The following is a 22,789-nucleotide window of genomic DNA, read 5'->3' as shown; positions in this document are numbered from 1 at the left end:
AATAAATACCATTATACTTAGCCAATTGCTATGCACGGTTCATCGACTCCTTACATAACCTCATATTCTAAACAAATTATACTGATTAAAAATAAAGATTAGGTAAAGATAATATGAAAATAATTTAAAAAAACGTAGATCATATTTTCTACGCTTTTTTCGGTAAATAGAAATAAAATAACACACCATTTTCTGTATTTCCTGCCCCATATTCAGTATCATGTAGTTCTAAAATATTCTTTGAAATGGCAAGCCCAAGCCCCGTCCCACCTTGTGAACGCTGACGAGCTGTATCCACTCGATAAAAACGATCCCAAATTTTATCTAATTGTTCTTCTTCAATGTGAGTACCTTTATTTTCAATGCACACTTTTATACGATCCTTCTCATCTATTGTAGAAATAATAATATCTTCTTTATTTGGTGTATAACGTATGGCATTCGTAATGAAATTCACGATGACTTGTTCAATCCGACCTTGATTTGCAATCACTTCAAATGAACATATATTTTTATGAACACGAAGCTCTTTTTTCTCTATTTCCACAGATAGATGTTCACATATGTCTTCAATTACTGTATCAATATAAAACGAATCCTTTTTCATTTTATACGTACCAGATTCAAATTTAGCTAACTCAAGCATATCCAAAATTAACGTATCCATTTTGTCTACTTCTCTCTCCATCGCCTGAAAATAATAATCCTTTTTATGCTCAGCTACCCCGTCTTTTAAAATAAAAATACAGCTTTTCATAATACTTAGCGGTGTTTTTAGTTCATGTGAAACACCAGAAATGAATTCTTTCCGTGTATTTTCTAACTTTCTTTCCTTTTCAATATCGTGTTCAAGCTGTCCGATATGAGAATTTAATTTGTTAGAAAGTATATTAATATTTTTCGATAAATCACCAATTTCATCTTTTGAAGTAATCGGTATTTTTTCTGTAAAATCTAATTGTGCTATTTTCTTCGTCGTATCATTTATTTTTAATAACGGTTTGGCAATTTGTTTTGAATAATAAAACGAAGCTAAAAAAATAAGAACGACTACAAATGCAATGATGTATATGTAATAATCTTGCACCATTTGTACAGCTTCATCTACAGGCTGTAAAGAAGCCATAGCATAAATATATGTTACTGATCCGTCTTTTTCTTTTATTGGTTTAATTAATAATTTATATTTTATATCATTCTTTTCATAATCCATTGTTTGTGTTGTATATCGTATTTTATTGCTTTCTTTTAATAATAAATCGGTTTGAAAACCCTTAATATTATCTAAAAATATGCTATTTTTATAAATTGGATTCACAGGACCGTTTACATCTGGTAACTGTACTTTTGTAACACGTCCTCCTATGTAAACGCCTAATTCCTGAGCAGCTTCTTCCTGAACAGCTGGTTTCTTTTCCTTAGCAAGTTGCTCCCCAGCCGCTCTCTTTTTCTCCTCATCTAATTTTATTTTCTCCTGAAATGCTTTTTCTAACGGTTTATTAGATCCGCTTAAATTCTGCTTAGATAAAGAAAAAGAGAATGGAATAAAACTATCTTCTTTTCTCACTCCAGAAAAATAAATTTCTTGTCCTAAAAACTGCTCTGATAATTTATTATCAATTTCCTCTATATTGACGAGATTACCTAAGGGAATTTTGAATATTTGTTGTCCAAAGCTCTTTTGTTGCCTACGATCTATCGTTACTTCAAAATAAAAATCATCTGCGTGTTTTAAATTCCCGTTCTTATCTAATGTCGTAATCCACGTATTATTTTCTCTTAAAAAGTCTTGCTCAAGTTTCTGAATTCCTTCTACGTTTCCTGTGTAGTTTAAATAATTCTTCTCAAAGGAATTTAAATTTACTTTAATATCTTCCACTTTTCGATTCGCATAATATTGTTTAAAAAATATCGTTTGTCCAATAAATATCGTCGCTAAAATCAACATACATAATGCTGTTGTAAGAGTAAATAATTTTAGTACAATTCCTTTTCTCATATATTCCCCTCAAATTTATAACCAGTTCGTACTACAGTTGTAATGTACTTTGCTTTCTCTCCTAATTTATTTCTTAAATTACGAATATGACTATTAACCGTTCGATCATCGCCAGCAAATTCATATCCCCAAATTCTTGAAATGAGTTGTTCTCGCGTTAAAACGATTCCTTGATTTTTCATGAAATACGCTAATATTTCAAATTCTGTATGTGTTAAATTAATATCAGTTCGATTTACCGTAACAGTGCGCGACGGAAAATGAACGTGAATATCGTGGATTGATAATGTATCATCTTCATTCTCTAAAAGTTGCTTTGTCACTTTTCTGCTTTCTAACAACCTTTTCGCTCTTGCTAATAAAATTGGCGGACTATACGGCTTCGTCACATAATCATTTGCCCCAAGTTCAAAACCAAGTAACGTATCGTCTTCATCTACGCGCGCCGTCAGCATAATAATAGGCACCTCGGACGTCTTTCGAATTCTTCGGCAAACAGACCATCCATCGAGTTCTGGCAACATAATATCTAAAATAACTAAATCAACCTCTTCTTCTTCAAATACAACTAAAGCCTCTTTCCCGTCCCTCGCTTCAAACACTACATATTGCTCACTTAAAAAATAATCTTTTAATATTTCACGTAATATGTCTTCATCTTCAACAATTAAAATGTTTTTTGACATAACTTATATCCCCCTCCCGCTTTCAGAAACTATAATTTCACTTCGAATAACTTCCAGTTAACTTCGCCTCGATAATATATCTATCTGGTGCATCCCCTATATAATTAAATGGGTAACAAGTTGTCAGTGTTAATATCGGTTCTTCTTTTTTTATAATAACAGTACGATCATCCGCATGAGTAATCCATGTCTTTTGAATTTCATATGTGTACGTTTTATTATCATACTCTAAAACAAGGGTATCCTTTTCTTTCAACTCTCCTAAATCTGTAAATACAGTATCTCGATGTCCACTCAGTACAGTATGTCCTCCTCCAGATGGGGTTGTCGTTAAATCACTAACAAACATACCAACTCCTTTTTTCAAAATCGTATCATCCGCTCCCCAATATATAGAAAACTTCTTCTTTATTTTCGGTATGTTTAACATCGCTACCTTTTCTCCTTCTTTATGTTCTGTTTGAGAAGAAGGCACTTGAGAAGTTACAGGTGTTTCATGAGAAAGTTGAGTATCTTGTATATTTTGAAGGCTCTTTATTTCTTCTGCCGTTAATTGCCCGGCAGAGCTTTTTCCTTTATACCATTCCACAGCGTAATAGGATCCCATGAATAGCCCTATAGCCATCAATATGATACCGATATAATTGAGTAACTTCATTCTTCATTCCTCCATGCCAAAAATGGTAGGAGTAACCTACCATTTTTAATATATGAAATTATCCCATTCTTTATAGGAAAATATTTTATTTACGCTTTAACCTTATTACGACGATTCAAACCAAATAATGTACCTATCGCTACAAGACATGTACTTAATCCCATCATTGCTACATTATTTGATGCTGTATTTGGTAATTTTTCACCTTGTACAACTGGCTTTACTACTTCTTTTTTAGCTACTTCATTCTTTTGTTCGACTTTTATCGCTGCTTCTTTTTTTGCCATATCATTTTTTAACTGTTCTTGCGCTATTCTCTTTTTCTCTTCTTCACTCTTTTTCTCAGCTTTTATTGCTTCCTCTTTTTTAGCCATATCATTTTTTTCTTGTACTTGGGCCGCTTGTTTTTTCTCTACTTCATTTTTTTGCTGTTCCTTAATTGCTTCTTCTTTTTTAGCTTTATCTTGTTGCACTTGCGCTTCTTCTTCCTTTGTTACTGTTCCAGTATCCGCACTCGCTACTGAAGAATATCCTACTGTTAAAAGTGCCATTGCACAAATTGGTAATAGTCTCTTTTTCATTTTCATTCTCTCCTTATATTTTATTCACATCAACTCGCATCGGATGTATTACTAGAATAAGCAAGCGATATAAATATAAGATGCAGATGAAATATATTTCATTTAAAGATTTCATTGTAGAAAAAGAAAAAACATCGCAATATGTACGATGTTTTTTCGGGTGTGTGTCTCAATATTTACATGTTACTTTCGCGTGATTTGGAAGTAGAACGGGCCGGAGCGATAACTAATTGTCTCGGCTCAGTTTTCTTGAAGTGATTTTTGACGTTACACTTACGACGTTGAACAACCCACGCTTTAATAGGGTTTGTTAAAATAATCTTTTGCTCTTCGTTAGGGGCCTCTTCTTCAAACCTACAACTTTCGCTCCATTTATTCCATTTCATTGTAAATTTAGAAGAAGAATGATCATCTTCACGATCAAACAAGTGCAAAAAATCCATTTTTCCATCTAGCATTACGGTGTTACTAGTCGCTAAAAAAGAAAAGGTCGTCCAACGTTTCTCCATGCCCTCCTACTCCTTTTTCACATATAGAGTGCCTAAAACTTAAATTACCTAAAATATGCTTGCCTTTTACCTTACACCCATAGTTTATCCAAAATGCTATTATGCAACTATCGATTTGCCTTACAACTACCTTACATTTTTGTAAGAAACAAAAAAACCTTCACTCTATATAATGAAGGTTTCTTACTTTTTATCTATATGATCTCTCATATCATCAAGTCCAGCTTCTTTTAGCTGCGACATCATACCGTGCGAAATTGCTCCTAACACTAAAGTCATTCCAATTAATGAAATACGAATCGCAGGTACATCAATTACGTAAGCCAACAGGCCAAGAACAATTGTTAAAAGTAATGCTTTTATAAATGTTACACTTGTGTACTGTTTCTTCTTCATCATATTCACCCTTTATGGAAGCGTTTTCTTAATATACTTAGTATATCATATCATCAGATGATTTTGTCGTTATCTTTGTAAAAAATTACTATCTCCTTTGACTTTTTCTATTCTATCCTTTACAGTCGAAATGTTCGCAAGTTTTACACTGTAGGAGGATTACAATGAATATTGAAATAAAAGACACTTTAATTTCTGAAGAACAATTACAAGCAAAAGTTAAAGAATTAGCACTTCAAATCGAACGTGACTTTGAAGGAGAAGAAATCGTAGTTATCGCAGTATTAAAAGGTTCATTCGTATTTGCTGCTGATTTAATTCGTCACATCAAAAATGATGTAACAATTGACTTTATTTCTGCATCTAGCTACGGAAATCAAACAGAAACAACAGGAAAAGTGAAACTACTAAAAGATATCGACGTAAACATTACTGGGAAAAACGTAATTGTTGTAGAAGATATTATCGATTCTGGTTTAACACTTCATTTCCTAAAAGACCACTTCTTTATGCATAAACCAAAGGCACTCAAGTTCTGTACATTACTTGATAAGCCAGAACGCCGTAAAGTAGACTTAACAGCTGAGTATGTTGGCTTCCAAATTCCAGACGAATTCATCGTTGGATACGGTATCGACTGTGCTGAGAAATATCGTAACTTACCATTTATCGCTTCAGTTGTAACGGAATAATCGTATAACTTAAAAAATTGATAGTACATAAAATGTATATTGGCGATTTTTTAAATATATCGACTTACCGACAATAACTGACAATGTTAGCATCCAATTAATAGGGAGAAGCTGTTCTAAAATACATGGGAACAGCTCCTTTCTTGCCATTACAAACTACAGGGAGAGATGAAAAATGACAAAGACAAAATTTGAAAAAGTACTCCTTATCGTAAATCCGAAAGCTGGTCAAGGTGACTTACATACAAATTTAACGAAAATCGTACCACCTCTTGCCGCAGCTTTTCCTGATCTACATATCCTTCATACGAAAAAACAAGGTGATGCAACAAAATATTGCCAAGAGTTTGCTAGTAAAGTAGATTTAATTATCGTCTTTGGTGGTGATGGAACAGTATTTGAATGCACAAATGGCTTAGCACCTCTCGAAAATAGACCTACACTTGCAATCATTCCAGGCGGAACTTGCAACGACTTCTCTCGCACACTTGGTGTTCCGCAAAACATTGCAGAAGCGGCAAAACTTATTACAAAAGAACATATAAAACCAGTTGACGTTGCAAAAGCAAATGGACAACATTTCTTAAACTTCTGGGGCATTGGTCTCGTATCTGAAGTATCAAACAATATCGATGCAGAAGAAAAAGCAAAGCTTGGTAAAATCGGTTACTATTTAAGCACAATTCGAACTGTAAAAAATGCTGAAACATTCCCAGTAAAAATTACTTATGACGGACAAGTATATGAAGACGAAGCTGTCCTTGTCATGGTTGGAAATGGTGAATATCTTGGTGGTATTCCATCCTTTATTCCGAACGTTAAATGTGATGACGGAACACTTGATATTTTCGTAGTCAAATCAACAGGTATTCAAGCATTTAAAGATTACATCGGAAAGAAACTATTCGAGGATTCAAATGAAAATGACATCTTCCACGTAAAAGCGAAATCCATTCATATTGAAACGAAAGAAGAAAAAGAAGTAGATACAGATGGAGAAAGTTCGCTTCATACACCTTGTCACATTGAATTATTAACAGGACACTTTACGATGATTTATAATCCTGCGGTTGTGTAAAGAAAAAAACGAGTGCTAGCACTCGTTTTTTTCTCTTCTAATCTAGCTATGTCGTTGAATCATTTCTTGTATTTCTTTAACTCTCTCTAAAGTAATTCCATTTCTTTGTTCGATTGCTAAAGGATGCTCGGTTGGCTCTAATTCAACATACGGTGCCGTTCCAACTTCTCTTATATGTACATTTGTTTTTAAATTTAATGTTTCTGGATAAAATGGTATTTCTACAGATAACCAACCAAAATAAGGATCACTATTTTCTCGGCCTATCTCATCCCACTTTTCTAATACTTCATCATAACTTTCTTTACTAAGTGATACCCAAACAGTCCATATGAAATTTTCGTGGTAGTCAATGATAGGAATCTCTAAACATCCTCTAATAAAATAATGTTCATCATCCATTACACAAAGATCCGATGTTAAATGGAAGCGTCCCTCTCTTTCATAGGGCGCTACCTCGTAATAATAATATGGCGCTTCACTTCCGTAGCATAGAGGTAGTGCAAAACGATGCATTTGTACTTTTTCTCCGGATTTTCTTCTTCTTTTCATTTGTTATTCTTTCTCCTATCCTTTTCAGTCACAATCAAACTCTACCCAATTTCTCCAATGCGTATTAGCATTTTCATTCACAATAACACTTGGATCTTTCTTCTCTATTGCAGAGGCTACTGATTGGAAGAATTCATTTTCACTTACTTTTTCGTCTTCAACATGTTTCCATTCTTCCGTTTCATACGCTACTTCCCAGTCGCCTTCTAAACCGAACTCTTCTAAAATTTCTCCTTTATCCCACCACAATAATTTTTGAGCTTCCTCATTAGTAGCAAGCATACGCATGAAGTATGTTGGATAATGCTCTGTCGTTTGTACTTCTATTCCATTATTTATATAATCTTCTTCTGTAAATTCATATTCAAAATGATGCTCGCGAATTTTTAAACTGCCGTTATAAATATTCGGTATAAATTCACCTTCATCATCAAACAACTCATAATCGCCATTATTTAATTGTAAAATGCAATCATCACCCATTGAATGAGTAATTCTATCGCCATATACTTGAATATCATTACATACACCTAATGAACCTACACCCACAATTTGAAACACCATTAGCCAATCCTTAGCATCTTTAAAGAAAAGAGAGAATTTCACTTGTGAAATATCCATATATTCATTATCAAAGGCAGGAAATTTATAGTTACTTTGCTTTTTATCTAATAGTTTTAAAATATCTTTTTGCATATGTATCATCTTCACCCCGATATAAACAAAAATATTTTTTTAATTTCACTAGAGTATAACATAACCATACTTACCTGTGACATTCTAATAAAACTACTAAAAAATAGAAGAATGGCTTGTTTGCATACTCTAGTTCTTTTTATGTACAATGAAGGAAAGAAGTACCTTCATATAAGGGAGAGGACAAACTTTGTTCAACCAACAATTAGTTAATTTACGCATTGATTTTGCATTTAAACAATTGTTTGGTACGAATGGTAGCGAAGATATTCTAATTGCATTTTTAAATGCTATGTTACAAGAGTCTTTAGAGTCGCCCATTGCTTCTCTACAACTAGAAGATCCACATTTACACAGGGAATATGAAGAGGATAAGTTATCTATTTTAGACATTTCAGCAACATTAGACACAGGAACAAAAGTCAATGTAGAAATACAACTCAATAATAATCACGATATGGTTAAACGCAGTTTATATTATTGGGGAAGACTATACACATCTCAACTACAAAAAGGGATGCCCTACAGTGCACTTCACAAAACCATCACCATAAACTTACTAAACTTCGTAATGTTTTCGGAACACCCAGCCTTCTATACAACAAGCATATTATGGAATACACAACAACAAAAACTCCTGAGTGACGACATTGAAATCCACATTATAGAAATTCCAAAGTTAACTGAACAATGGCATGAAGAAAAAGTAAATCCGTGGAAAGATCCATTTGTTCGTTGGCTTTTATTGCTTTCGGCAAATGAGGATGAGCACTTAACTAAACTATTGGAGGATATTGCTATGAACGAAGATCCTATTTTACAAAAAGCGATAAATAAATGGGAACGTATGAGTCAAGATTCTTCTTTCCGGCAAGCCTATGACGCAAGGGAGAAAGTTTTAATGGATGAAGCAGCAAAATTCGCCCATGCAGAGACAGAAGGAATAAAAAGAGGAATGGAACAAGGAATTAAAAAAGGGCTTGAAAAAGGCATTGAAAAAGGCATTGAACAAGGTCGAAAAGAAGGAGTTCAACAGGGGAAAATTCAAATGATTAAAAATATGTATGATCTTGGTATACCACTTGAAACGATTGCTAAGGCAAGTAAATTAAGTTTGCATGAGATTGAGCATATTTTAGGACATAAATAGTCATAAAAAAAGAGCTTGAATAGTTTCAAGCTCTTTTTTTATCAACTCTCCTCAATATCATCCAATTGAGTCTTATAACACTCATCACACTCTGGCCTCGTAGGAAGAATCCCTCTTTCATCAGGTAATAAAACCCTCAAAACTTCTCGATCCATCTCTGCGAAAGACTTCATAATAATGGGATATCTTTCTCTAAAAAGGTTAACATCCATACAGTTTTTCCTTTATCGTTCATCAGCAGCACTTTATGGTTTAACTTCCAAGCCACTTCACTAACATGATCAAACATCTTTATTAATACGCCTTAATCAATTTCAAGCCAACCCATTCCCATAGAAAGAAATAACAACAGTCCGATTACAAAAAAGAGACCCCCAGTTAAAAAATAGAACGGCACTCCATGCAATGGATCACTAAATAACTCTATCAAATTTCCAGCTACTACTTTCCATTTCTCTTTCTTTGAATTTTTTTCTTTTAATTCTTTTATAAATCGATAATTACTTATACTAATCAAAATAATTCCTATTAATAGGCATCCTACTATGATTAAAATCTCCAAATATAACACTCCATGTGTACATTTATATTTATTTTCGTTTACATACTATTGTTATTCATAATCCATTTTAGCTAATAAACAAACGAAAGAGAACTAGGTGGATTAATGTTTACTTAAAAATAAAAAGGAGCTGAATTTCCTCTTCTAATTTTCGTATCACATTTTGGACAATATACATATCGTTCCTCTACCTTTTGTCGTTCTATCATGTGTAAGGATACTATTTTCATACTGCACATAATTCCAATTAAGATAAGGCTAAAAATGAGTAGCACAACGCTCTTCCTTCCTTAACTACTTACCTATATTTTACCATTAAATAAAGATAATTTTATACTTATAATCCTATCTTGTCCTTCATACTGGAAGAAACTTTCTTTACTTCTATTTACTCATCAGTGTGATTCTTTTTTGTCTATATAAATAAAGAATACCTGTAACTATAAAAACAATCACGCCAAAATACACGCCATATTCTATCGCGATCGCTACAATACTTTCAATATGTTGTCCAAATAAAGCACCGAGCACAAAATAAACGAGTGTCCAAACAAATCCTGTCGTATAAGAATACAATGCATACGTCTTAAATGACATGTTATTCATTCCAACTAAATACGGCACGATATGTCTTACAACTGGTATGAAATAGCTTGTCACTAACGCGTACTGTCCGTATTTATCAACCATTTCTTGTGATTTTATCAAATACTTCGCTTTTTTCTTTTTCATTAATTTATGGAGTATCTTCGTGCCAAATACCTTCCCTAATATATATCCTAAAGAAAGCCCTGATACAACACCTAAATATGTTAATACAAATGAAGGAACAACACTTAATATACCTACTGAAGATACGAAACCACCACTCATAACAATCATTTCATCTGGAATTGGCATACCGATAATACCTAACCATAAACAGAAAAATAATGCCCAATAACCGTATTGCTCGATATAGGATAATAATTCATGTAATTCCATTATGCATACGCTCTCCTTAGTTCTTTTTTGCAACTAAAGACGTAGGCTGGCGGGAAATTGAGCCATACTTTTTCTAGTGTAATTTCAGGGAAGAAGTGCTGTATAAATCCTTTTTTCACAAGTGAATATTGAAATGTAATGAACTCACCATTCTCATGTATCGCTTCCATCGCATTATTTAAAATGCGCTTTGAAACTTCTTCTGGTAAAGAGGTAAAAGGTAATCCCGATAAAACGTAATCCACGCATTCTATATTGAGCTCCTCCATATACTTCTTTATATTTTCAGCTGAACCGTGTACAACAATGACATTCTGCTCATCTTTAAACTTTTTTTTTAATTCTTTGAAAAATACTTCATTAATTTCAATAAGAAGAAATATTGTTTCCTTCTTTTTTCTCTTCATAATCTCTTTCGTAAAAACCCCTGTGCCAGGCCCTAACTCTACAATACATTTCGCTTTATTAAAATCAATTACATCGACCATTTTCTTTGCTAATATTTTTGAACTTGGCGCAATTGCACCAGTATGTTTTGGATGCTTTATAAATTCATGTAAAAATGTAATGAGCTGCATGTAAACCTCTCCTCATTCGTTCGATAGTTTTTAACTTGTGTCTAAGTATAACTATCGTTTCTTAATAAAAATTGAGGAAGTTTCTTAAGATTTTATGAAGAATAAAAAAACAGCTATCGCGTGTAGCGATAGCTGCCCCTTATTACTTCGCACTCACGATCTTATAATAAGAACGAACTGTTAAGAAGTAATATCCAATATAGATGACACCGTATACTCCAATACTAATGAGAAGCGGAATCATAATTTCAAATGGTAATATATTTGATAAACCTTTTAGTGCAAATAAACTGTGTAAAATACCGATTACTAACGGAATAGCGAAGATAAAGCTTACTTGTTTTGCGATAGCTTTCTTCATTTCTTGCTTCGTTACACCAACTTTATGAAGGACAATGTAACGATCACGGTCAGCACTTGCTTCTGTTAATTGTTTAAAGTAAATGATTGAGCCTGTTGCTAATAGGAATACTAATCCTAAGAATAACCCAATAAACATCATTAAGCCTGTCGTTTCAAGCCCCATTTGGAACCCTGTATAGAAATCGTTAAATGGTTTTAAAACTTCTGATTCTCCAGCTGGCATAATGCTTGCTAATTTTGCTGTTAACTCTTTACTATTTCGCTCACCTTTTACATCAATATTTTTTACAGTACGCGTTTCGTTTACTTGTTTCACTTGCTCATATGTTTTATCAGGAACGATTACAAATAGTTCATTTAAATTTGTAAGGCTTCTATTATTTACACCTTTAATTTTTAATTCTTTTGACTCATTTCCAACAGGGAATACAGCTGTATTTCCTGTATAAAGAGGACCAAAATCAAGTTTCTCAATATATAAGCTATCATATACGAAAGCTTCATTCGCACTTAAATTTACAGGTTCTACATCTAAATGTTTCACATGTTTATTAAAGCTTGATTGAGAAATAAGCTGGTACTGATTCGTAACATTATAGTGTGTGTTCAGAACTTGATCAGCTCTTTCACCTTTAAATGTTCCTTTCACAGGAATCATTTCAACTTCTGATTCATATGTGACTGGGTGATTATTCTTCTCTCCAGCAAGTATTTCATTTACTTTTTTATCTAATGCTGCATCTTTTTTCTCATAGGAATAACTATACGGCGCAGCAACTTTTGATTGCGTAAATGTGTTGTAATACATCGTAACTGACGTACCAACCGCTGTTAATGTAACTGCACTTAAAATAGCGATTGTCGCCAATGATTTCGCATTTCCTTTAATACGATATAGTAACTGCGATGTCGTTACCATATTCATACCATTATAAAATGCTGACTTATTATTTCTTGCACGTTTCAATACAAATACTGTGAAGAACATGAACAGTAAATAAGTCCCTGCTACTGTCGCTAATAAAATATATAATGCAACGACCATAAAGTCTGCATACATAACTGCTTTCATGTACATTAGCGCTAAAAAATAACCTGAACCGATTAAGAAAACTGAAATTAATGCCATGATGACAGATCCTTTTGGCATTGCTTCTCCTTCACGTTCTGCACGGAAAAGTTCAATTAACTTAAAGCGATAAATTAAACGATATCCTTGAAGTGATGTATATAAAATAATCACAAAGAAAATAATTGCTGTATCAATAATGGCAGCCATCGGTACTTCGAAATGAACGTTTAAATTTAATCCCATCATATTTACTAATAACTCAAGGAATAATTTCGAAAGGACACTACCGATCGCAATCCCGATTACTAATGACATTAATCCCATTAACATATTTTCATAAAAGAGCATTTTACCAATTTGTCTTTTACGAATACCTAATAACGAATATAAGCCAACTTCTTTTTTACGTTTACGTGTAAAGAATCCGTTCGAATATATAATGAACACTGCTACGAAAATGATAAGCATCACACTTGAAACTTGGAATGCTCCGCTAATTTTTTTTGAAGCTTCTGCTGCTTTTTCCATTTGTGAATTATATTGCAGTGCTTTAAATGTAAAATAAATAACGATACTAAAAATCATAGATGCGAAATATACAAAGTAGTCTTTAAAGTTCCGCTGTATGTTGCGGAGGGCAATGCTAGATAAGGTCATCAGCCATACCTCCAGAAATAGAAGACATTACGTCAACGACTTTTTGGAAGAACTGTTTACGCGTTGATTCACCACGGTGCAATTCTTTATATAGTTCACCATCTTTAATGAAAATAACTCGTTTACAATAACTTGCTGCAAATGCATCATGCGTTACCATTAAAATTGTTGAGTTATCATATTCATTTAATGACTTCATACTTTCAAGTAAATCTGTTGCAGATTTAGAATCAAGCGCTCCAGTTGGCTCGTCTCCGAAAATCATACTTGGATTCGTAACGATTGCACGTGATGCTGCGCAGCGCTGCTTCTGTCCACCTGACACTTGATATGGGAACTGACTTAAAATATGATCAATACCAAATTTCTTTGAGATTTCAAGAACGCGGCGATCAATCTCACTCGCTTTCACCTTTGATAGCGCAAGTGGTAAAGCAATATTCTCTTTCACTGTTAACGTATCTAATAAGTTATAATCTTGGAAAATGAAACCTAAATGATCGCGGCGGAATAATGCTAACTTATCATCATTCATTTTCACAATATCTTTTCCATCAATTAAAATTTCACCGTTCGTCGCATTATCAATTGTAGAAAGAACATTTAGTAAAGTCGTCTTACCAGAACCAGAAGGTCCCATAATTCCAACGAACTCACCTTCTTTTACTTGTAAGTTAATACCTTTTAACGCTGCAAATTTATTACCACCCGTGTCATATACTTTTTCAATATTTTTTGCTTCTAATACTGTTTTCATCTCGACATCCCTCATTTCTTCTATTCTCTATTTTCAACTATATACACTCTCTACTCTTGCCACTATCGATGTTTCTTACACAAACATGACAGTTATGTAAGGCACATAAGTAAAGAAATCAAAAAGTTATCATAATGAATTAAAGTACTTTGTTACTATAACATTGGGATATCATACCATCCATTCATTCTCCTTACAGGAACATTACAATTTTGTAAGGTGAAAAAGTTACCTACAAAGTTGTGCACGAAATGTCGGATGGGGCCATTTCGTTCCTGCTATTCTATGTACAGAGGAGGTCATAATATGGATTCACTTAAAAATATGAATGCTGCAATGCGCTATATTGAAGATAAACTTACGAATGAAATTGATTTTAAAGAAGTTGCAAAAATATCTTACTGCTCCGAATATCATTTCAAGAGAATGTTTTCTTTTTTAGCTGGCATATCACTATCAGAATATATTCGCTGTAGACGTCTTACTCTCGCTGCCTTTGAACTAAAAAACAACAATGTAAAAGTCATTGATATCGCTATAAAATATGGATATAACTCACCAGATTCATTCGCTCGTGCATTTCAAAACTTGCACGGTATAACACCTTCAGAGGCCCGAAATAGTAGCCATTCTTTGAAGGCTTATTCACCAATGACCTTCCAATTATCCATTCAAGGAGGAAATGAAATGAACTATCGAATTGAAGAAAAAGAGCCCTTTCGAATTATAGGTATTACAAAACGAGTACCAATCGTTTTTAACGGTGTAAATGAAGAAATTGCTTTTATGTGGAAAAGTTTAAACCCAGAGTCTATTCAAACATTAAAGTCCCTTTCAAACATTGAACCTACTGGAATTATTAGTGCTTCTACTAATTTTTCTGAAGGAAGAATGGAGGAAAAAGGAGAACTCGATCATTATATTGGAGTAGCCACAACAAAGGATTGTCCAGAGCAGTTTAAACAACTCGCAGTCGCAGCTTCAACATGGGCTATATTCGAAGCTGTCGGCCCATTTCCTGATGCACTACAAAATGTATGGGGACGTATTTATTCTGAATGGTTCCCTTCTTCGAACTATGAACTAGCGGAAGGACCGGAGATATTGTGGAATGAACAGAAAGATATATCTTCTCCAAACTTTAAAAGTGAAATTTGGATACCGGTTTTGAAGAAGTGATAAAAAAACAAAGCTGCTCTTCCCTAAAAGGAAAAGCAGCTTTATTTACATTTTCAACTCTTCTTTATAAATACTATATGACTTTATTGTTGATACGATAATACATATTAATATGATTCCAATTCCCATAAAAATATTAAATGGATCTGGAAGCAAAGCCCCAGCATATATACAAAGTGAACCTATTACAAATACCCTCGAAGCAAATCGGTGTGTTTTTCTCCAAACTACAGGATTTTCTAATGTCCAGTCCATTCGAATGCCAACTAACCCGTTCGGCTTCGTTTGTTGCATGTAATTACCTAGTACAAGAAACAATGTTCCAAGTCCAAAATTAAATGCAATTGAGCCCGATGCAATATAATTAGACGCTGCTAATAGTGCAAATATGTTACATCCAAATCCGATAAAGAGAATGGCATAATTAATCGCTGAAAGAACTTTGGATTGCTGTGTAGACTTATCTTTTATGAATCCAAAAACTAGCCATATCATATAGAGCACTACCATACTACCTATCGAGAATGAACTTGCTTCTATTTTAGAAAAATATCCATCTACTACTCCCGCTGCATTATAATGACGTGGAATTTGTTCTGGTAAATGTGGCCATACAATATACCATCCAATTGCAATGCCAATAATTAAACTCCATGGTAATACGTGTCTTTTCATCCTCTCTCCCCCATAATTTTTTATTAGGCCCCTATTTCTTTTTTATAAGCAACATAAGAATATACCATCGTACCAACAACCAGTGCGACTACAACACTTAATAAGCAAATCATTTTCCACATTCCCGGAAGAAACGCGGAAAATATGATTACAATACCGCCAATCATCATAATCTTTGCCCCTAACCTATGTGTTTTTCTCCATACTTCTTCACTGCTTAACGTCCACGGTGTTTTTATACCTATAAAGAAATTTGGTTTACATTGCTGCATATAATTGCCGAGTATTACAAAAAGGACACCGACCATTATGTTCACAACAATTCCAATTGGAATGTTATATCCTAAAGCATTTGCTAGTGTCATCATATTAATAGTAAATAAGAAAAATAAAATTGCTCCATTAATCCTTCCAAGTGCTTTAGGAAATTTTTTATAGTTCTCGTACCTTGGATCTATCTTAGGCAATACAGTTACTAATACATATATAAAAACCATAATTGCTACATCAAAAATCAACATTCCCATTTTTGACATATGCCCATTTACTTCACCATCAATGTTCCAATGACTCGGAACCTCTCCCGGTAAATAAGGCCATGCAGCACACCATGCAATAATCGTTAAAGCAATTAATAATAACGGAAATATATGCTTCCTCATTTCCCCTCTTCCCCCTTATTCGTAAATGTAAACACCCAAGTTAATAAATCTTGAAAGACAGTTGTGTTTAAAGAGTACACAACAAATTGCCCTTTCTTTTCATCTTGAATAAGTTCAGCATTTTTAAGTGCGCTTAAGTGGTGTGAAATACTTGGTTTTGTCATATTGAAATGTTCAGCGATTTCACCAGCGGTTAAATCACCTTCTTTTAATAAGTCTAAAATTTTTCGCCTTGTTGGATCTGCTAATGCTTTGAATGCTTGATTCAATGTCTTTCTTCCTTTCGATAATTAGACATTTAGATATTTATCTAAATGTTAAACCGATTACCGTTATTTGTCAATTTCATCCAGCGCCCTTTTTACTTTTCTCACTTTTAACCTATACTGTTTACTAGCTTATCTTTCAACATAATGAAAAGACTTGAAACACATGATACACTATAGCTACAATTGTTTTTTTGAGGAGGAATATACATATGTATAAAATTTTAATCGTTGAAGACGATCCAAATATTTCATCATTACTGCAATCTCACATTCAAAAGTACGGTTATGAGGCTGTGGTAGCGGAGAATTTCGATGATATTATGGAATCGTTTAACGCTGTGAAACCACATCTTGTTTTACTTGATGTAAACTTACCGAAATTCGATGGTTTCTACTGGTGCCGTCAAATTCGTCATGAATCTACTTGTCCAATTATTTTCATTTCAGCTCGTGCTGGTGAGATGGAACAAATTATGGCAATTGAAAGCGGTGCGGATGATTACATTACAAAACCGTTCCACTACGATGTTGTAATGGCGAAAATTAAAGGACAATTACGTCGTATTTACGGTGATTATGCACCAAATATTTCTGAACGTATCGTTGAAGTAGAAGGTTTAAAACTATTCCCAGAACGTCCTGAAATTCACTTCGGATCTGAACAAGTTCTTTTAACGAAGAAAGAAGCTATTTTAGCTGAAATGTTATTATCTAAATTCCCTCGTACAGCGAGCCGTGAAGATTTATTAGCTGCGCTTTGGGATGACGAGAGCTTCGTTGAAGAAAATACATTAAACGTAAACATTACGCGTCTTCGTAAAAAGTTTAATGAGCTTGGCATTGAGAACTCTATTGAAACAGTACGTGGACTTGGATATCGCTTTAACGCAACTTGGAGTGAATAAGCATGAAGCTATTTTTACGTGATCATTTTGCATTTTTCCTACTGTACGTTTTAAACTTCGGTATCATTTTCGTTCTTTATGATGCAGTAGATGGATTTCAAAACAATAAATTTTACTTCGTCGTTTTAAGTTTATATTTATTTATTTGTTTCCTCGCTTACCGTTACGTTCGCAATCGTAGAATGTACCATAGATTAAGTGAGCAACCAGAAAAAATGGAAGATGCGTTTATTGAAAGAGCGACTGCTCCGATGCCTCACGGTGTCAATGAACTCGTGCGTACGCAGTACCGCCTCTTCCAAAAAGAACTACAATCGTATGAAGTAAAACAACAAGAACATCAACTATTCATTAACCATTGGGTACATCAAATGAAGACACCTGTTTCTGTTATGCAGCTTATGGTGCTAGAAATGGAAGACGAGCATTTAATTCCAAAGTTTAAAAAAGAATTAGAGCGTCTAAACCAAGGGCTTGATATGGCTTTATACATGGCTAGGTTAAATAACTTCCATGAAGATTTCCATGTCGAGACGATTTCATTAAAAGATACGGTAACAAAAAATATTAATGGATTAAAAGAACTATTCATTCGTAATGGTGTCTTCCCTGTTTTAGAAGTCCATTCTGATTTAAAAGTTGCTTCTGATGCGAAATGGCTAAAATTTATCATCTATCAATTAATGACAAACGCTGTTCGTTACTCCGGTGAGCGCGGAAAGAAAGTTTTCTTATCTGCTTACCGAAACGGAAAAGATATTATTTTAGAAGTTCGTGATGAAGGTGTTGGTATTCCACAAGAAGATATTCGAAGAGTATTTGAACCGTTTTACACTGGGAAAAACGGTCGCGCCTTCGGAGAATCTACTGGTATGGGACTTTATATTGTAAGTAAAATTTGTGATTATTTAGGTCACTCTGTCAAACTAGATTCTGAAGTTGGTAAAGGAACGACCATTAAAATCATCTTCCACAATGCTGCAAATAATCAAGCAGAACATACGGAGAAGGTGACCGAAGTATGATCGTAACATATGCAAGCAAAATGTATGAGAACTCACTCTCATACATTTTTTGCAATACAACTACTTCTATATCTTCTAGCCGGAGGTATAATCTATGACATTTTGGCAATTTGCATTTAAAAACGTCACGCGCAACTCGAGAGCTTATTTTGCTTACTTTGTAAGTAGTTCCTTTTCCATTGCTGTGTTCTTTTCGTTTGCTGTTTACTTATTCCATCCGAAATTACAAAACTTTGACATGACCTCTGAAATTTCAGCATTAATGATATTTTCAGAAGTAGTAATTGTATTTTTCTCTTTCTTCTTTTTACTATATTCCATTGGTACTTTTTTAAAAGTTAGAAAAAAACAATTTGGTATTTTGACCATTTTAGGAATATCGAGAAAACAATTACATCGTCTTATTTTTATGGAGAATATGTTAATCGGGATTTTATCTATCTTTTTCGGCATGCAGTTTGGAGTTGTTTTTTCTCAATTTTTCTTATTAGTAACAGCCAAACTTACGCATGTTCCAGGAATATATTTATACGGGCCTACTAACGCGTTTATTTTAACAACCATTGTTTTCCTTAGTCTTTTTATCATTGTATCTGCATTCACACCAATGCTTATTCGTACAAAAAAAGCAGTACACCTTTTAAAAACAAATGGTGGAAAACAAAAAGAAAGAAAACCATCCATACTTGTTTCATTATTTGGTGCGATTTGTTTATTTGGTGGTTATGCGTTAGCTGGAAATCCTAAATATTTCGTATCAGTAAGCCCACAAATCGGTGTTATATATATGGTTTCAAGTATTTTCGTTATCCCAACGCTTGTTACAATTGGAACATATTTCTTCTTTTCACAAATTAGTTTCTTACTTATTTATATTTTAAAGAAAAGAAGGAAGTTTTATATGAAACGGATTAATATGCTTTGGATTTCGGATTTAGCGAGCCGTATTCGAACGAATATTAATATGCTGTTTATTGTAGCGATGCTATCTACAATTGCTTTCACAATGATTACGTTCCTATATGGATTTGGGAAATTTATTAAGCTAGAGGTGAATAGAACTTCTCCTTTTCCAATTTCTTATTTTTCTTATGATGCGAACCCTTTTGTTACAGAGCATTTAAATTGGCTTGAGCAACAATTACAAAAAGAGCATTTCCCCTATCAAAAAATAAAAGCTGATATATATGAAACACCACTAAAAGAAGATAAAGATATAGCTATTTATAATGACGTATACGCAATTAAGCAAAGTGACTATAACAAACTTGCAGATTCTTTACGAATGAAACAACTATTTATGGATGATAACGAAGCATATGTGCTAACAGGGACATCTTATATCACCATATTCAACGAATTTGAGCAAAGCTACAAAAGAGATTACATTACACTCTCTAGTACAAATACGAAATTACGAGTGAAAGGCTATGAGCATGTGAATGCAATTCCATCTGGCTTTTCATATCAAACGATAGTTTTGCCTGATGTTATCGTAAATAACTTACCTAGCACCGTAAAGCATATATCAGCATACAATTACAAAATTCAAAACTGGGAACAGACATATGAAATTGCTGATAATTTTATAGAAAAAGTGCAAAAAGATCGAAATAAATCCCAGTATGAAGGACCTCTTATTCGTTCCTTTGAATCAGCAGGATCGTTATACAAAATAACATCAGGCAGTGCTGCATTTTTCCTAATTGGGACATTTTTAGGAGTTATTTTCTTCATTGGAGCTGGTAGCGTTCTTTACTTTAGAATGTATACGGATTTGACGAACGAACAAGAGAAATATATAACGATTTCTAAAATCGGTGTAACAGATACAGAGATGAAACGATCTGCAACCATTCAACTTAGTATTTTATTTTTCATTCCGTACATTATGGCATCCATTCATACAATGTTCGCAACAAAAATGCTACAAGATGTAATTGGTTTATCTCTGTTCAAAGAGGTTTCAGCCGTTCTTATTATTTTTGGATTCGTTGAAATCGTATTTTTCATATTCATTCGTTCACTTTATATGCAAAAATTATCACAATACACGAGTGGACAAAATATTTAAAACAAACTTGATGAAAAGAGTATTTCTTATGCTCTTCTCATCTTCACCCTATCAGGAGGTTCAGGTGAATGACATTTTGGCAGTTTGCATTTAAAAACGTGACGCGGAACGCCAGAGCTTATTTCGCCTATTTTGTAAGCAGTGCGTTCTCCATCGCAATCTTTTTCTCATTTGCAGTTTATTTATTTCATCCTAAATTGCATATGACAGACGTGAATTATTCTCTGAACATATTAATGACAATTTCAGAAGTTGTCATTGTGTTCTTTTCATTTTTCTTTTTACTGTATTCAATCGGGACCTTTTTAAAAGTACGAAAAAAACAGTTCGGGATTTTAACAGTACTTGGCATATCTCAAAAACAATTAAAGCGACTCATATTTATAGAAAATATGTTAATTGGTGCTCTTTCTATATTTTTTGGCATTCAACTTGGAGTTGTCTTTTCACAGTTCTTTTTATTAGTTACCGCCAAAATTACACACGTACCTGGTTTATATTTATATCCGCCTACAAGTGCTATCGTTTTAACTATCATCATCTTTCTTGGGCTCTTCATTCTCGTATCATCTTTTACACCGATGCTCATTCGTACGAGAAAAGCCGTACGTCTTTTAAAAGAAGGTACACAACAAAAAGAAAGAAAAGCATCCGTGCTCATCTCTCTATTTGGTGCGACGTGTTTAATATGTGGATATGCGTTAGCCGCAAATCCGTTGTATTTTATGTCGCTAGGTGACATCATTGGGCTTTTATATGCCGTCTCTAGTATATTTGTCATCCCATCGCTTATTGCAGCTGGAACATACTTTTTCTTTTCACAAATTAGTTTTTTACTTATTCGTATTTTAAAAACGCGAAGAACGTTTTATATGAAACGAATTAATATGCTTTGGATTTCGGATTTAGCAGCGCGCATTCGGACAAACATTAACATGCTCTTTATTGTAGCGATGCTATCAACACTCGCTTTTACAATGATTACATTCTTATACGGTTTTGGGAAATTTACAAAGTTTGATGCAATTAGACAGAACCCTTTCCCGTTTACGTATTTATCGCATACTGAAAATACATTAGCTGATGAACATTTAAACTGGTTAGAGCAGAAATTTAATGAAGAGCACTTTACTTATACAAAATTTAAAACAGATATATATGAGGTATCTTCAGCTGAAGATAACACGCAGCTCTATTACGCAATTAAACAAAGTGACTATAATGTACTTGCTAAAGCATTAAATTGGGAAAAACTCACGGTAAATAAGAATGAATCTTATATTCTTATGAAAGACTTAGATGATCAAGTTATTGGAACACTTCACAATGAAGAAAAGAAAAATACTCTTACACTTACTCAAAACAATTTACAACTACAAGTGAAAGAATATAAAAGTTATAGCCCATTCCCAAACAGCTTAATATACCAATTACTCATACTATCTGATGAAAATGTAGAATCCTTATCCACAGTTTCCAAACAAATGAGTGTATATAACTTCAAAGTTACAGATTGGGAAAAAGCACATAATATCGGTTCATCGTTTATAACAAAAATTGATAACGATAATGCAGCAATTCAAGCAGAGCATCCACCTTTCCATGCAAGTGAAGCGAGCGATTCCCTATATAAGACAAAACTAAATGTCGCTTCGTTCTTCTTAATTGGTACTTTCTTAGGTGTTATCTTCTTTATCGGTGCTGGTAGTGTTCTTTACTTCCGAATGTATACAGATTTAACAAATGAGCAAGAAAAATATATAACGATTACGAAAATTGGCTTAACTGAAACTGAAATGAAACGTTCAGCGACAATTCAGCTTGCGATTCTTTTCTTCGTGCCTTACATCATGGCGTCAATCCATACGATGTTTGCGACAAAGATGCTACAAGAAGTTTTACATCTCTCGTTCTTCGCTGAGATTACAGTCGTACTGTTGATTTTTGGAACAGTTGAAATTTTATTTTTCCTTTTAATTCGTTCCTTTTATATGCAAAAATTATCACAACATATTAAGTTTTAAAAGTAG

Annotated in this window: 24 protein-coding genes; 8 read left to right on the top strand and 16 right to left on the bottom strand. The window is 33.6% G+C overall.

Going from position 1 to position 22,789, the window contains the following annotated elements; genetic code table 11:
• Nucleotides 1–148: 148 nt before the first annotated feature.
• The 6 genes from BUA87_RS25310 to BUA87_RS25285 all read right to left on the bottom strand — a co-directional run bounded on the left by BUA87_RS25310 (nucleotide 149) and on the right by BUA87_RS25285 (nucleotide 4,832).
• Nucleotides 149–1,999 (bottom strand): sensor histidine kinase, encoded by a 1,851-nt coding sequence (locus BUA87_RS25310; RefSeq protein ID WP_001225359.1) that lies wholly within the window; start codon nucleotides 1,997–1,999, stop codon nucleotides 149–151.
• A complete protein-coding gene (locus tag BUA87_RS25305) occupies nucleotides 1,996–2,685 on the bottom strand; it encodes a response regulator transcription factor (protein ID WP_000041862.1) in 690 nt (229 codons plus the stop codon). The genes BUA87_RS25310 and BUA87_RS25305 overlap by 4 nt, the downstream gene beginning before the upstream one ends.
• A 37-nt stretch (nucleotides 2,686–2,722) precedes the next feature.
• Complete coding sequence (locus BUA87_RS25300) at nucleotides 2,723–3,343, bottom strand: class D sortase (RefSeq protein ID WP_072941181.1); 621 nt, start codon at nucleotides 3,341–3,343, stop codon at nucleotides 2,723–2,725.
• 89 nt (nucleotides 3,344–3,432) lie between these two features.
• Nucleotides 3,433–3,924, bottom strand: a complete 492-nt coding sequence (locus BUA87_RS25295) for an LPXTG cell wall anchor domain-containing protein (protein ID WP_000746711.1) — start codon at nucleotides 3,922–3,924, stop codon at nucleotides 3,433–3,435.
• 176 nt (nucleotides 3,925–4,100) lie between these two features.
• The gene (locus BUA87_RS25290) at nucleotides 4,101–4,433 is read right to left on the bottom strand and encodes a hypothetical protein (protein ID WP_000415613.1); all 333 of its coding nucleotides are present in this window, start codon (nucleotides 4,431–4,433) and stop codon (nucleotides 4,101–4,103) included.
• Nucleotides 4,434–4,616: 183 nt separating this feature from the next.
• On the bottom strand, nucleotides 4,617–4,832 hold the full coding sequence (locus tag BUA87_RS25285; RefSeq protein ID WP_002001286.1) for a hypothetical protein: 216 nt from the start codon (nucleotides 4,830–4,832) through the stop codon (nucleotides 4,617–4,619).
• A gap of 161 nt (nucleotides 4,833–4,993) precedes the next feature.
• Between BUA87_RS25285 and hpt the strand changes: the two genes are divergently transcribed.
• Both hpt and BUA87_RS25275 read left to right on the top strand, forming a co-directional pair.
• The gene (hpt, locus tag BUA87_RS25280; RefSeq protein ID WP_001019295.1) at nucleotides 4,994–5,521 is read left to right on the top strand and encodes a hypoxanthine phosphoribosyltransferase; all 528 of its coding nucleotides are present in this window, start codon (nucleotides 4,994–4,996) and stop codon (nucleotides 5,519–5,521) included.
• Nucleotides 5,522–5,696: 175 nt separating this feature from the next.
• On the top strand, nucleotides 5,697–6,599 hold the full coding sequence (locus BUA87_RS25275; RefSeq protein ID WP_000167892.1) for a diacylglycerol/lipid kinase family protein: 903 nt from the start codon (nucleotides 5,697–5,699) through the stop codon (nucleotides 6,597–6,599).
• 42 nt (nucleotides 6,600–6,641) lie between these two features.
• Here the strand turns inward: BUA87_RS25275 and BUA87_RS25270 are convergent, their stop codons facing one another.
• Nucleotides 6,642–7,151: a DUF2199 domain-containing protein gene (locus tag BUA87_RS25270; RefSeq protein WP_000830217.1), complete on the bottom strand. Its 510-nt coding sequence runs from the start codon at nucleotides 7,149–7,151 to the stop codon at nucleotides 6,642–6,644.
• Nucleotides 7,152–7,175: 24 nt separating this feature from the next.
• Entirely contained in the window at nucleotides 7,176–7,847 is a 672-nt protein-coding gene (locus BUA87_RS25265) for a DUF7003 family protein (RefSeq protein WP_072941178.1), read from the bottom strand.
• Between the two features lie 190 nt (nucleotides 7,848–8,037).
• Between BUA87_RS25265 and BUA87_RS25260 the strand changes: the two genes are divergently transcribed.
• Nucleotides 8,038–8,997, top strand: a complete 960-nt coding sequence (locus BUA87_RS25260; protein WP_072941175.1) for an Rpn family recombination-promoting nuclease/putative transposase — start codon at nucleotides 8,038–8,040, stop codon at nucleotides 8,995–8,997.
• A gap of 304 nt (nucleotides 8,998–9,301) precedes the next feature.
• Here BUA87_RS25260 and BUA87_RS25255 read toward each other — a convergent pair whose 3' ends face one another.
• The 5 genes from BUA87_RS25255 to BUA87_RS25235 all read right to left on the bottom strand — a co-directional run bounded on the left by BUA87_RS25255 (nucleotide 9,302) and on the right by BUA87_RS25235 (nucleotide 13,970).
• Nucleotides 9,302–9,559, bottom strand: coding sequence for a hypothetical protein (locus BUA87_RS25255; RefSeq protein ID WP_000404320.1), 258 nt, complete (start codon nucleotides 9,557–9,559; stop codon nucleotides 9,302–9,304).
• 384 nt (nucleotides 9,560–9,943) lie between these two features.
• Nucleotides 9,944–10,543 carry a DedA family protein gene (locus tag BUA87_RS25250; protein ID WP_071713477.1) on the bottom strand — a complete coding sequence of 200 codons (600 nt, stop codon included), beginning with the start codon at nucleotides 10,541–10,543 and terminating at the stop codon, nucleotides 9,944–9,946.
• The gene (locus tag BUA87_RS25245) at nucleotides 10,543–11,121 is read right to left on the bottom strand and encodes a class I SAM-dependent methyltransferase (protein WP_071713478.1); all 579 of its coding nucleotides are present in this window, start codon (nucleotides 11,119–11,121) and stop codon (nucleotides 10,543–10,545) included. Before BUA87_RS25245 ends, BUA87_RS25250 begins: the two co-directional genes overlap by 1 nt.
• Before the next feature lie 142 nt (nucleotides 11,122–11,263).
• Entirely contained in the window at nucleotides 11,264–13,213 is a 1,950-nt protein-coding gene (locus BUA87_RS25240; RefSeq protein ID WP_000176150.1) for an ABC transporter permease, read from the bottom strand.
• Nucleotides 13,200–13,970 carry an ABC transporter ATP-binding protein gene (locus BUA87_RS25235; RefSeq protein WP_000859656.1) on the bottom strand — a complete coding sequence of 257 codons (771 nt, stop codon included), beginning with the start codon at nucleotides 13,968–13,970 and terminating at the stop codon, nucleotides 13,200–13,202. Before BUA87_RS25235 ends, BUA87_RS25240 begins: the two co-directional genes overlap by 14 nt.
• Nucleotides 13,971–14,276: 306 nt before the next feature.
• On the opposite strand from BUA87_RS25235, the gene BUA87_RS25230 reads away from it, so the two are divergent.
• Nucleotides 14,277–15,149, top strand: a complete 873-nt coding sequence (locus BUA87_RS25230) for an AraC family transcriptional regulator (protein WP_072941169.1) — start codon at nucleotides 14,277–14,279, stop codon at nucleotides 15,147–15,149.
• A gap of 45 nt (nucleotides 15,150–15,194) precedes the next feature.
• On the opposite strand, the gene BUA87_RS25225 is transcribed toward BUA87_RS25230, so the two are convergent.
• From BUA87_RS25225 to BUA87_RS25215, 3 genes are read right to left on the bottom strand one after another with little or no spacing between them, the layout of a single operon-like run.
• The gene (locus BUA87_RS25225) at nucleotides 15,195–15,824 is read right to left on the bottom strand and encodes an SdpI family protein (RefSeq protein WP_065229480.1); all 630 of its coding nucleotides are present in this window, start codon (nucleotides 15,822–15,824) and stop codon (nucleotides 15,195–15,197) included.
• 23 nt (nucleotides 15,825–15,847) lie between these two features.
• On the bottom strand, nucleotides 15,848–16,486 hold the full coding sequence (locus BUA87_RS25220) for an SdpI family protein (protein ID WP_016512195.1): 639 nt from the start codon (nucleotides 16,484–16,486) through the stop codon (nucleotides 15,848–15,850).
• Complete coding sequence (locus tag BUA87_RS25215; protein WP_001070531.1) at nucleotides 16,483–16,755, bottom strand: autorepressor SdpR family transcription factor; 273 nt, start codon at nucleotides 16,753–16,755, stop codon at nucleotides 16,483–16,485. Before BUA87_RS25215 ends, BUA87_RS25220 begins: the two co-directional genes overlap by 4 nt.
• Before the next feature lie 209 nt (nucleotides 16,756–16,964).
• Here BUA87_RS25215 and BUA87_RS25210 point away from each other — a divergent pair, with 209 nt between their 5' ends.
• The 4 genes from BUA87_RS25210 to BUA87_RS25195 all read left to right on the top strand — a co-directional run bounded on the left by BUA87_RS25210 (nucleotide 16,965) and on the right by BUA87_RS25195 (nucleotide 22,783).
• Nucleotides 16,965–17,660, top strand: a complete 696-nt coding sequence (locus BUA87_RS25210; protein ID WP_000276738.1) for a response regulator transcription factor — start codon at nucleotides 16,965–16,967, stop codon at nucleotides 17,658–17,660.
• Nucleotides 17,661–17,662: 2 nt separating this feature from the next.
• Complete coding sequence (locus BUA87_RS25205) at nucleotides 17,663–18,685, top strand: sensor histidine kinase (RefSeq protein WP_000765342.1); 1,023 nt, start codon at nucleotides 17,663–17,665, stop codon at nucleotides 18,683–18,685.
• Between the two features lie 94 nt (nucleotides 18,686–18,779).
• Entirely contained in the window at nucleotides 18,780–20,759 is a 1,980-nt protein-coding gene (locus tag BUA87_RS25200; protein ID WP_063548887.1) for an ABC transporter permease, read from the top strand.
• A 68-nt stretch (nucleotides 20,760–20,827) separates the two neighbouring features.
• Complete coding sequence (locus BUA87_RS25195; protein ID WP_000145007.1) at nucleotides 20,828–22,783, top strand: ABC transporter permease; 1,956 nt, start codon at nucleotides 20,828–20,830, stop codon at nucleotides 22,781–22,783.
• Nucleotides 22,784–22,789 lie beyond the last annotated feature (6 nt).

Source organism: Bacillus sp. bc15 (assembly GCF_900142585.1).
Lineage (GTDB): Bacteria > Bacillota > Bacilli > Bacillales > Bacillaceae_G > Bacillus_A > Bacillus_A cereus.
This window is presented reverse-complemented; position numbering and strand designations above follow the sequence as displayed.

What these genes read in the sequence shown, in the direction of transcription:
- BUA87_RS25245 (WP_071713478.1), bottom strand. Translation starts at nt 11,121, where the DNA reads ATGCAGCTCATTACATTTTTACATGAATTTATAAAGCATCCAAAACAT.
- BUA87_RS25250 (WP_071713477.1), bottom strand. Translation starts at nt 10,543, where the DNA reads ATGGAATTACATGAATTATTATCCTATATCGAGCAATACGGTTATTGG.
- BUA87_RS25265 (WP_072941178.1), bottom strand. Translation starts at nt 7,847, where the DNA reads ATGCAAAAAGATATTTTAAAACTATTAGATAAAAAGCAAAGTAACTAT.
- BUA87_RS25285 (WP_002001286.1), bottom strand. Translation starts at nt 4,832, where the DNA reads ATGATGAAGAAGAAACAGTACACAAGTGTAACATTTATAAAAGCATTA.
- BUA87_RS25295 (WP_000746711.1), bottom strand. Translation starts at nt 3,924, where the DNA reads ATGAAAAAGAGACTATTACCAATTTGTGCAATGGCACTTTTAACAGTA.
- BUA87_RS25225 (WP_065229480.1), bottom strand. Translation starts at nt 15,824, where the DNA reads ATGAAAAGACACGTATTACCATGGAGTTTAATTATTGGCATTGCAATT.
- BUA87_RS25300 (WP_072941181.1), bottom strand. Translation starts at nt 3,343, where the DNA reads ATGAAGTTACTCAATTATATCGGTATCATATTGATGGCTATAGGGCTA.
- BUA87_RS25235 (WP_000859656.1), bottom strand. Translation starts at nt 13,970, where the DNA reads ATGAAAACAGTATTAGAAGCAAAAAATATTGAAAAAGTATATGACACG.
- BUA87_RS25210 (WP_000276738.1), top strand. Translation starts at nt 16,965, where the DNA reads ATGTATAAAATTTTAATCGTTGAAGACGATCCAAATATTTCATCATTA.
- BUA87_RS25240 (WP_000176150.1), bottom strand. Translation starts at nt 13,213, where the DNA reads ATGACCTTATCTAGCATTGCCCTCCGCAACATACAGCGGAACTTTAAA.
- BUA87_RS25270 (WP_000830217.1), bottom strand. Translation starts at nt 7,151, where the DNA reads ATGAAAAGAAGAAGAAAATCCGGAGAAAAAGTACAAATGCATCGTTTT.
- BUA87_RS25290 (WP_000415613.1), bottom strand. Translation starts at nt 4,433, where the DNA reads ATGGAGAAACGTTGGACGACCTTTTCTTTTTTAGCGACTAGTAACACC.
- BUA87_RS25195 (WP_000145007.1), top strand. Translation starts at nt 20,828, where the DNA reads ATGACATTTTGGCAGTTTGCATTTAAAAACGTGACGCGGAACGCCAGA.
- BUA87_RS25200 (WP_063548887.1), top strand. Translation starts at nt 18,780, where the DNA reads ATGACATTTTGGCAATTTGCATTTAAAAACGTCACGCGCAACTCGAGA.
- BUA87_RS25310 (WP_001225359.1), bottom strand. Translation starts at nt 1,999, where the DNA reads ATGAGAAAAGGAATTGTACTAAAATTATTTACTCTTACAACAGCATTA.
- BUA87_RS25230 (WP_072941169.1), top strand. Translation starts at nt 14,277, where the DNA reads ATGGATTCACTTAAAAATATGAATGCTGCAATGCGCTATATTGAAGAT.
- hpt (WP_001019295.1), top strand. Translation starts at nt 4,994, where the DNA reads ATGAATATTGAAATAAAAGACACTTTAATTTCTGAAGAACAATTACAA.
- BUA87_RS25220 (WP_016512195.1), bottom strand. Translation starts at nt 16,486, where the DNA reads ATGAGGAAGCATATATTTCCGTTATTATTAATTGCTTTAACGATTATT.
- BUA87_RS25205 (WP_000765342.1), top strand. Translation starts at nt 17,663, where the DNA reads ATGAAGCTATTTTTACGTGATCATTTTGCATTTTTCCTACTGTACGTT.
- BUA87_RS25275 (WP_000167892.1), top strand. Translation starts at nt 5,697, where the DNA reads ATGACAAAGACAAAATTTGAAAAAGTACTCCTTATCGTAAATCCGAAA.
- BUA87_RS25305 (WP_000041862.1), bottom strand. Translation starts at nt 2,685, where the DNA reads ATGTCAAAAAACATTTTAATTGTTGAAGATGAAGACATATTACGTGAA.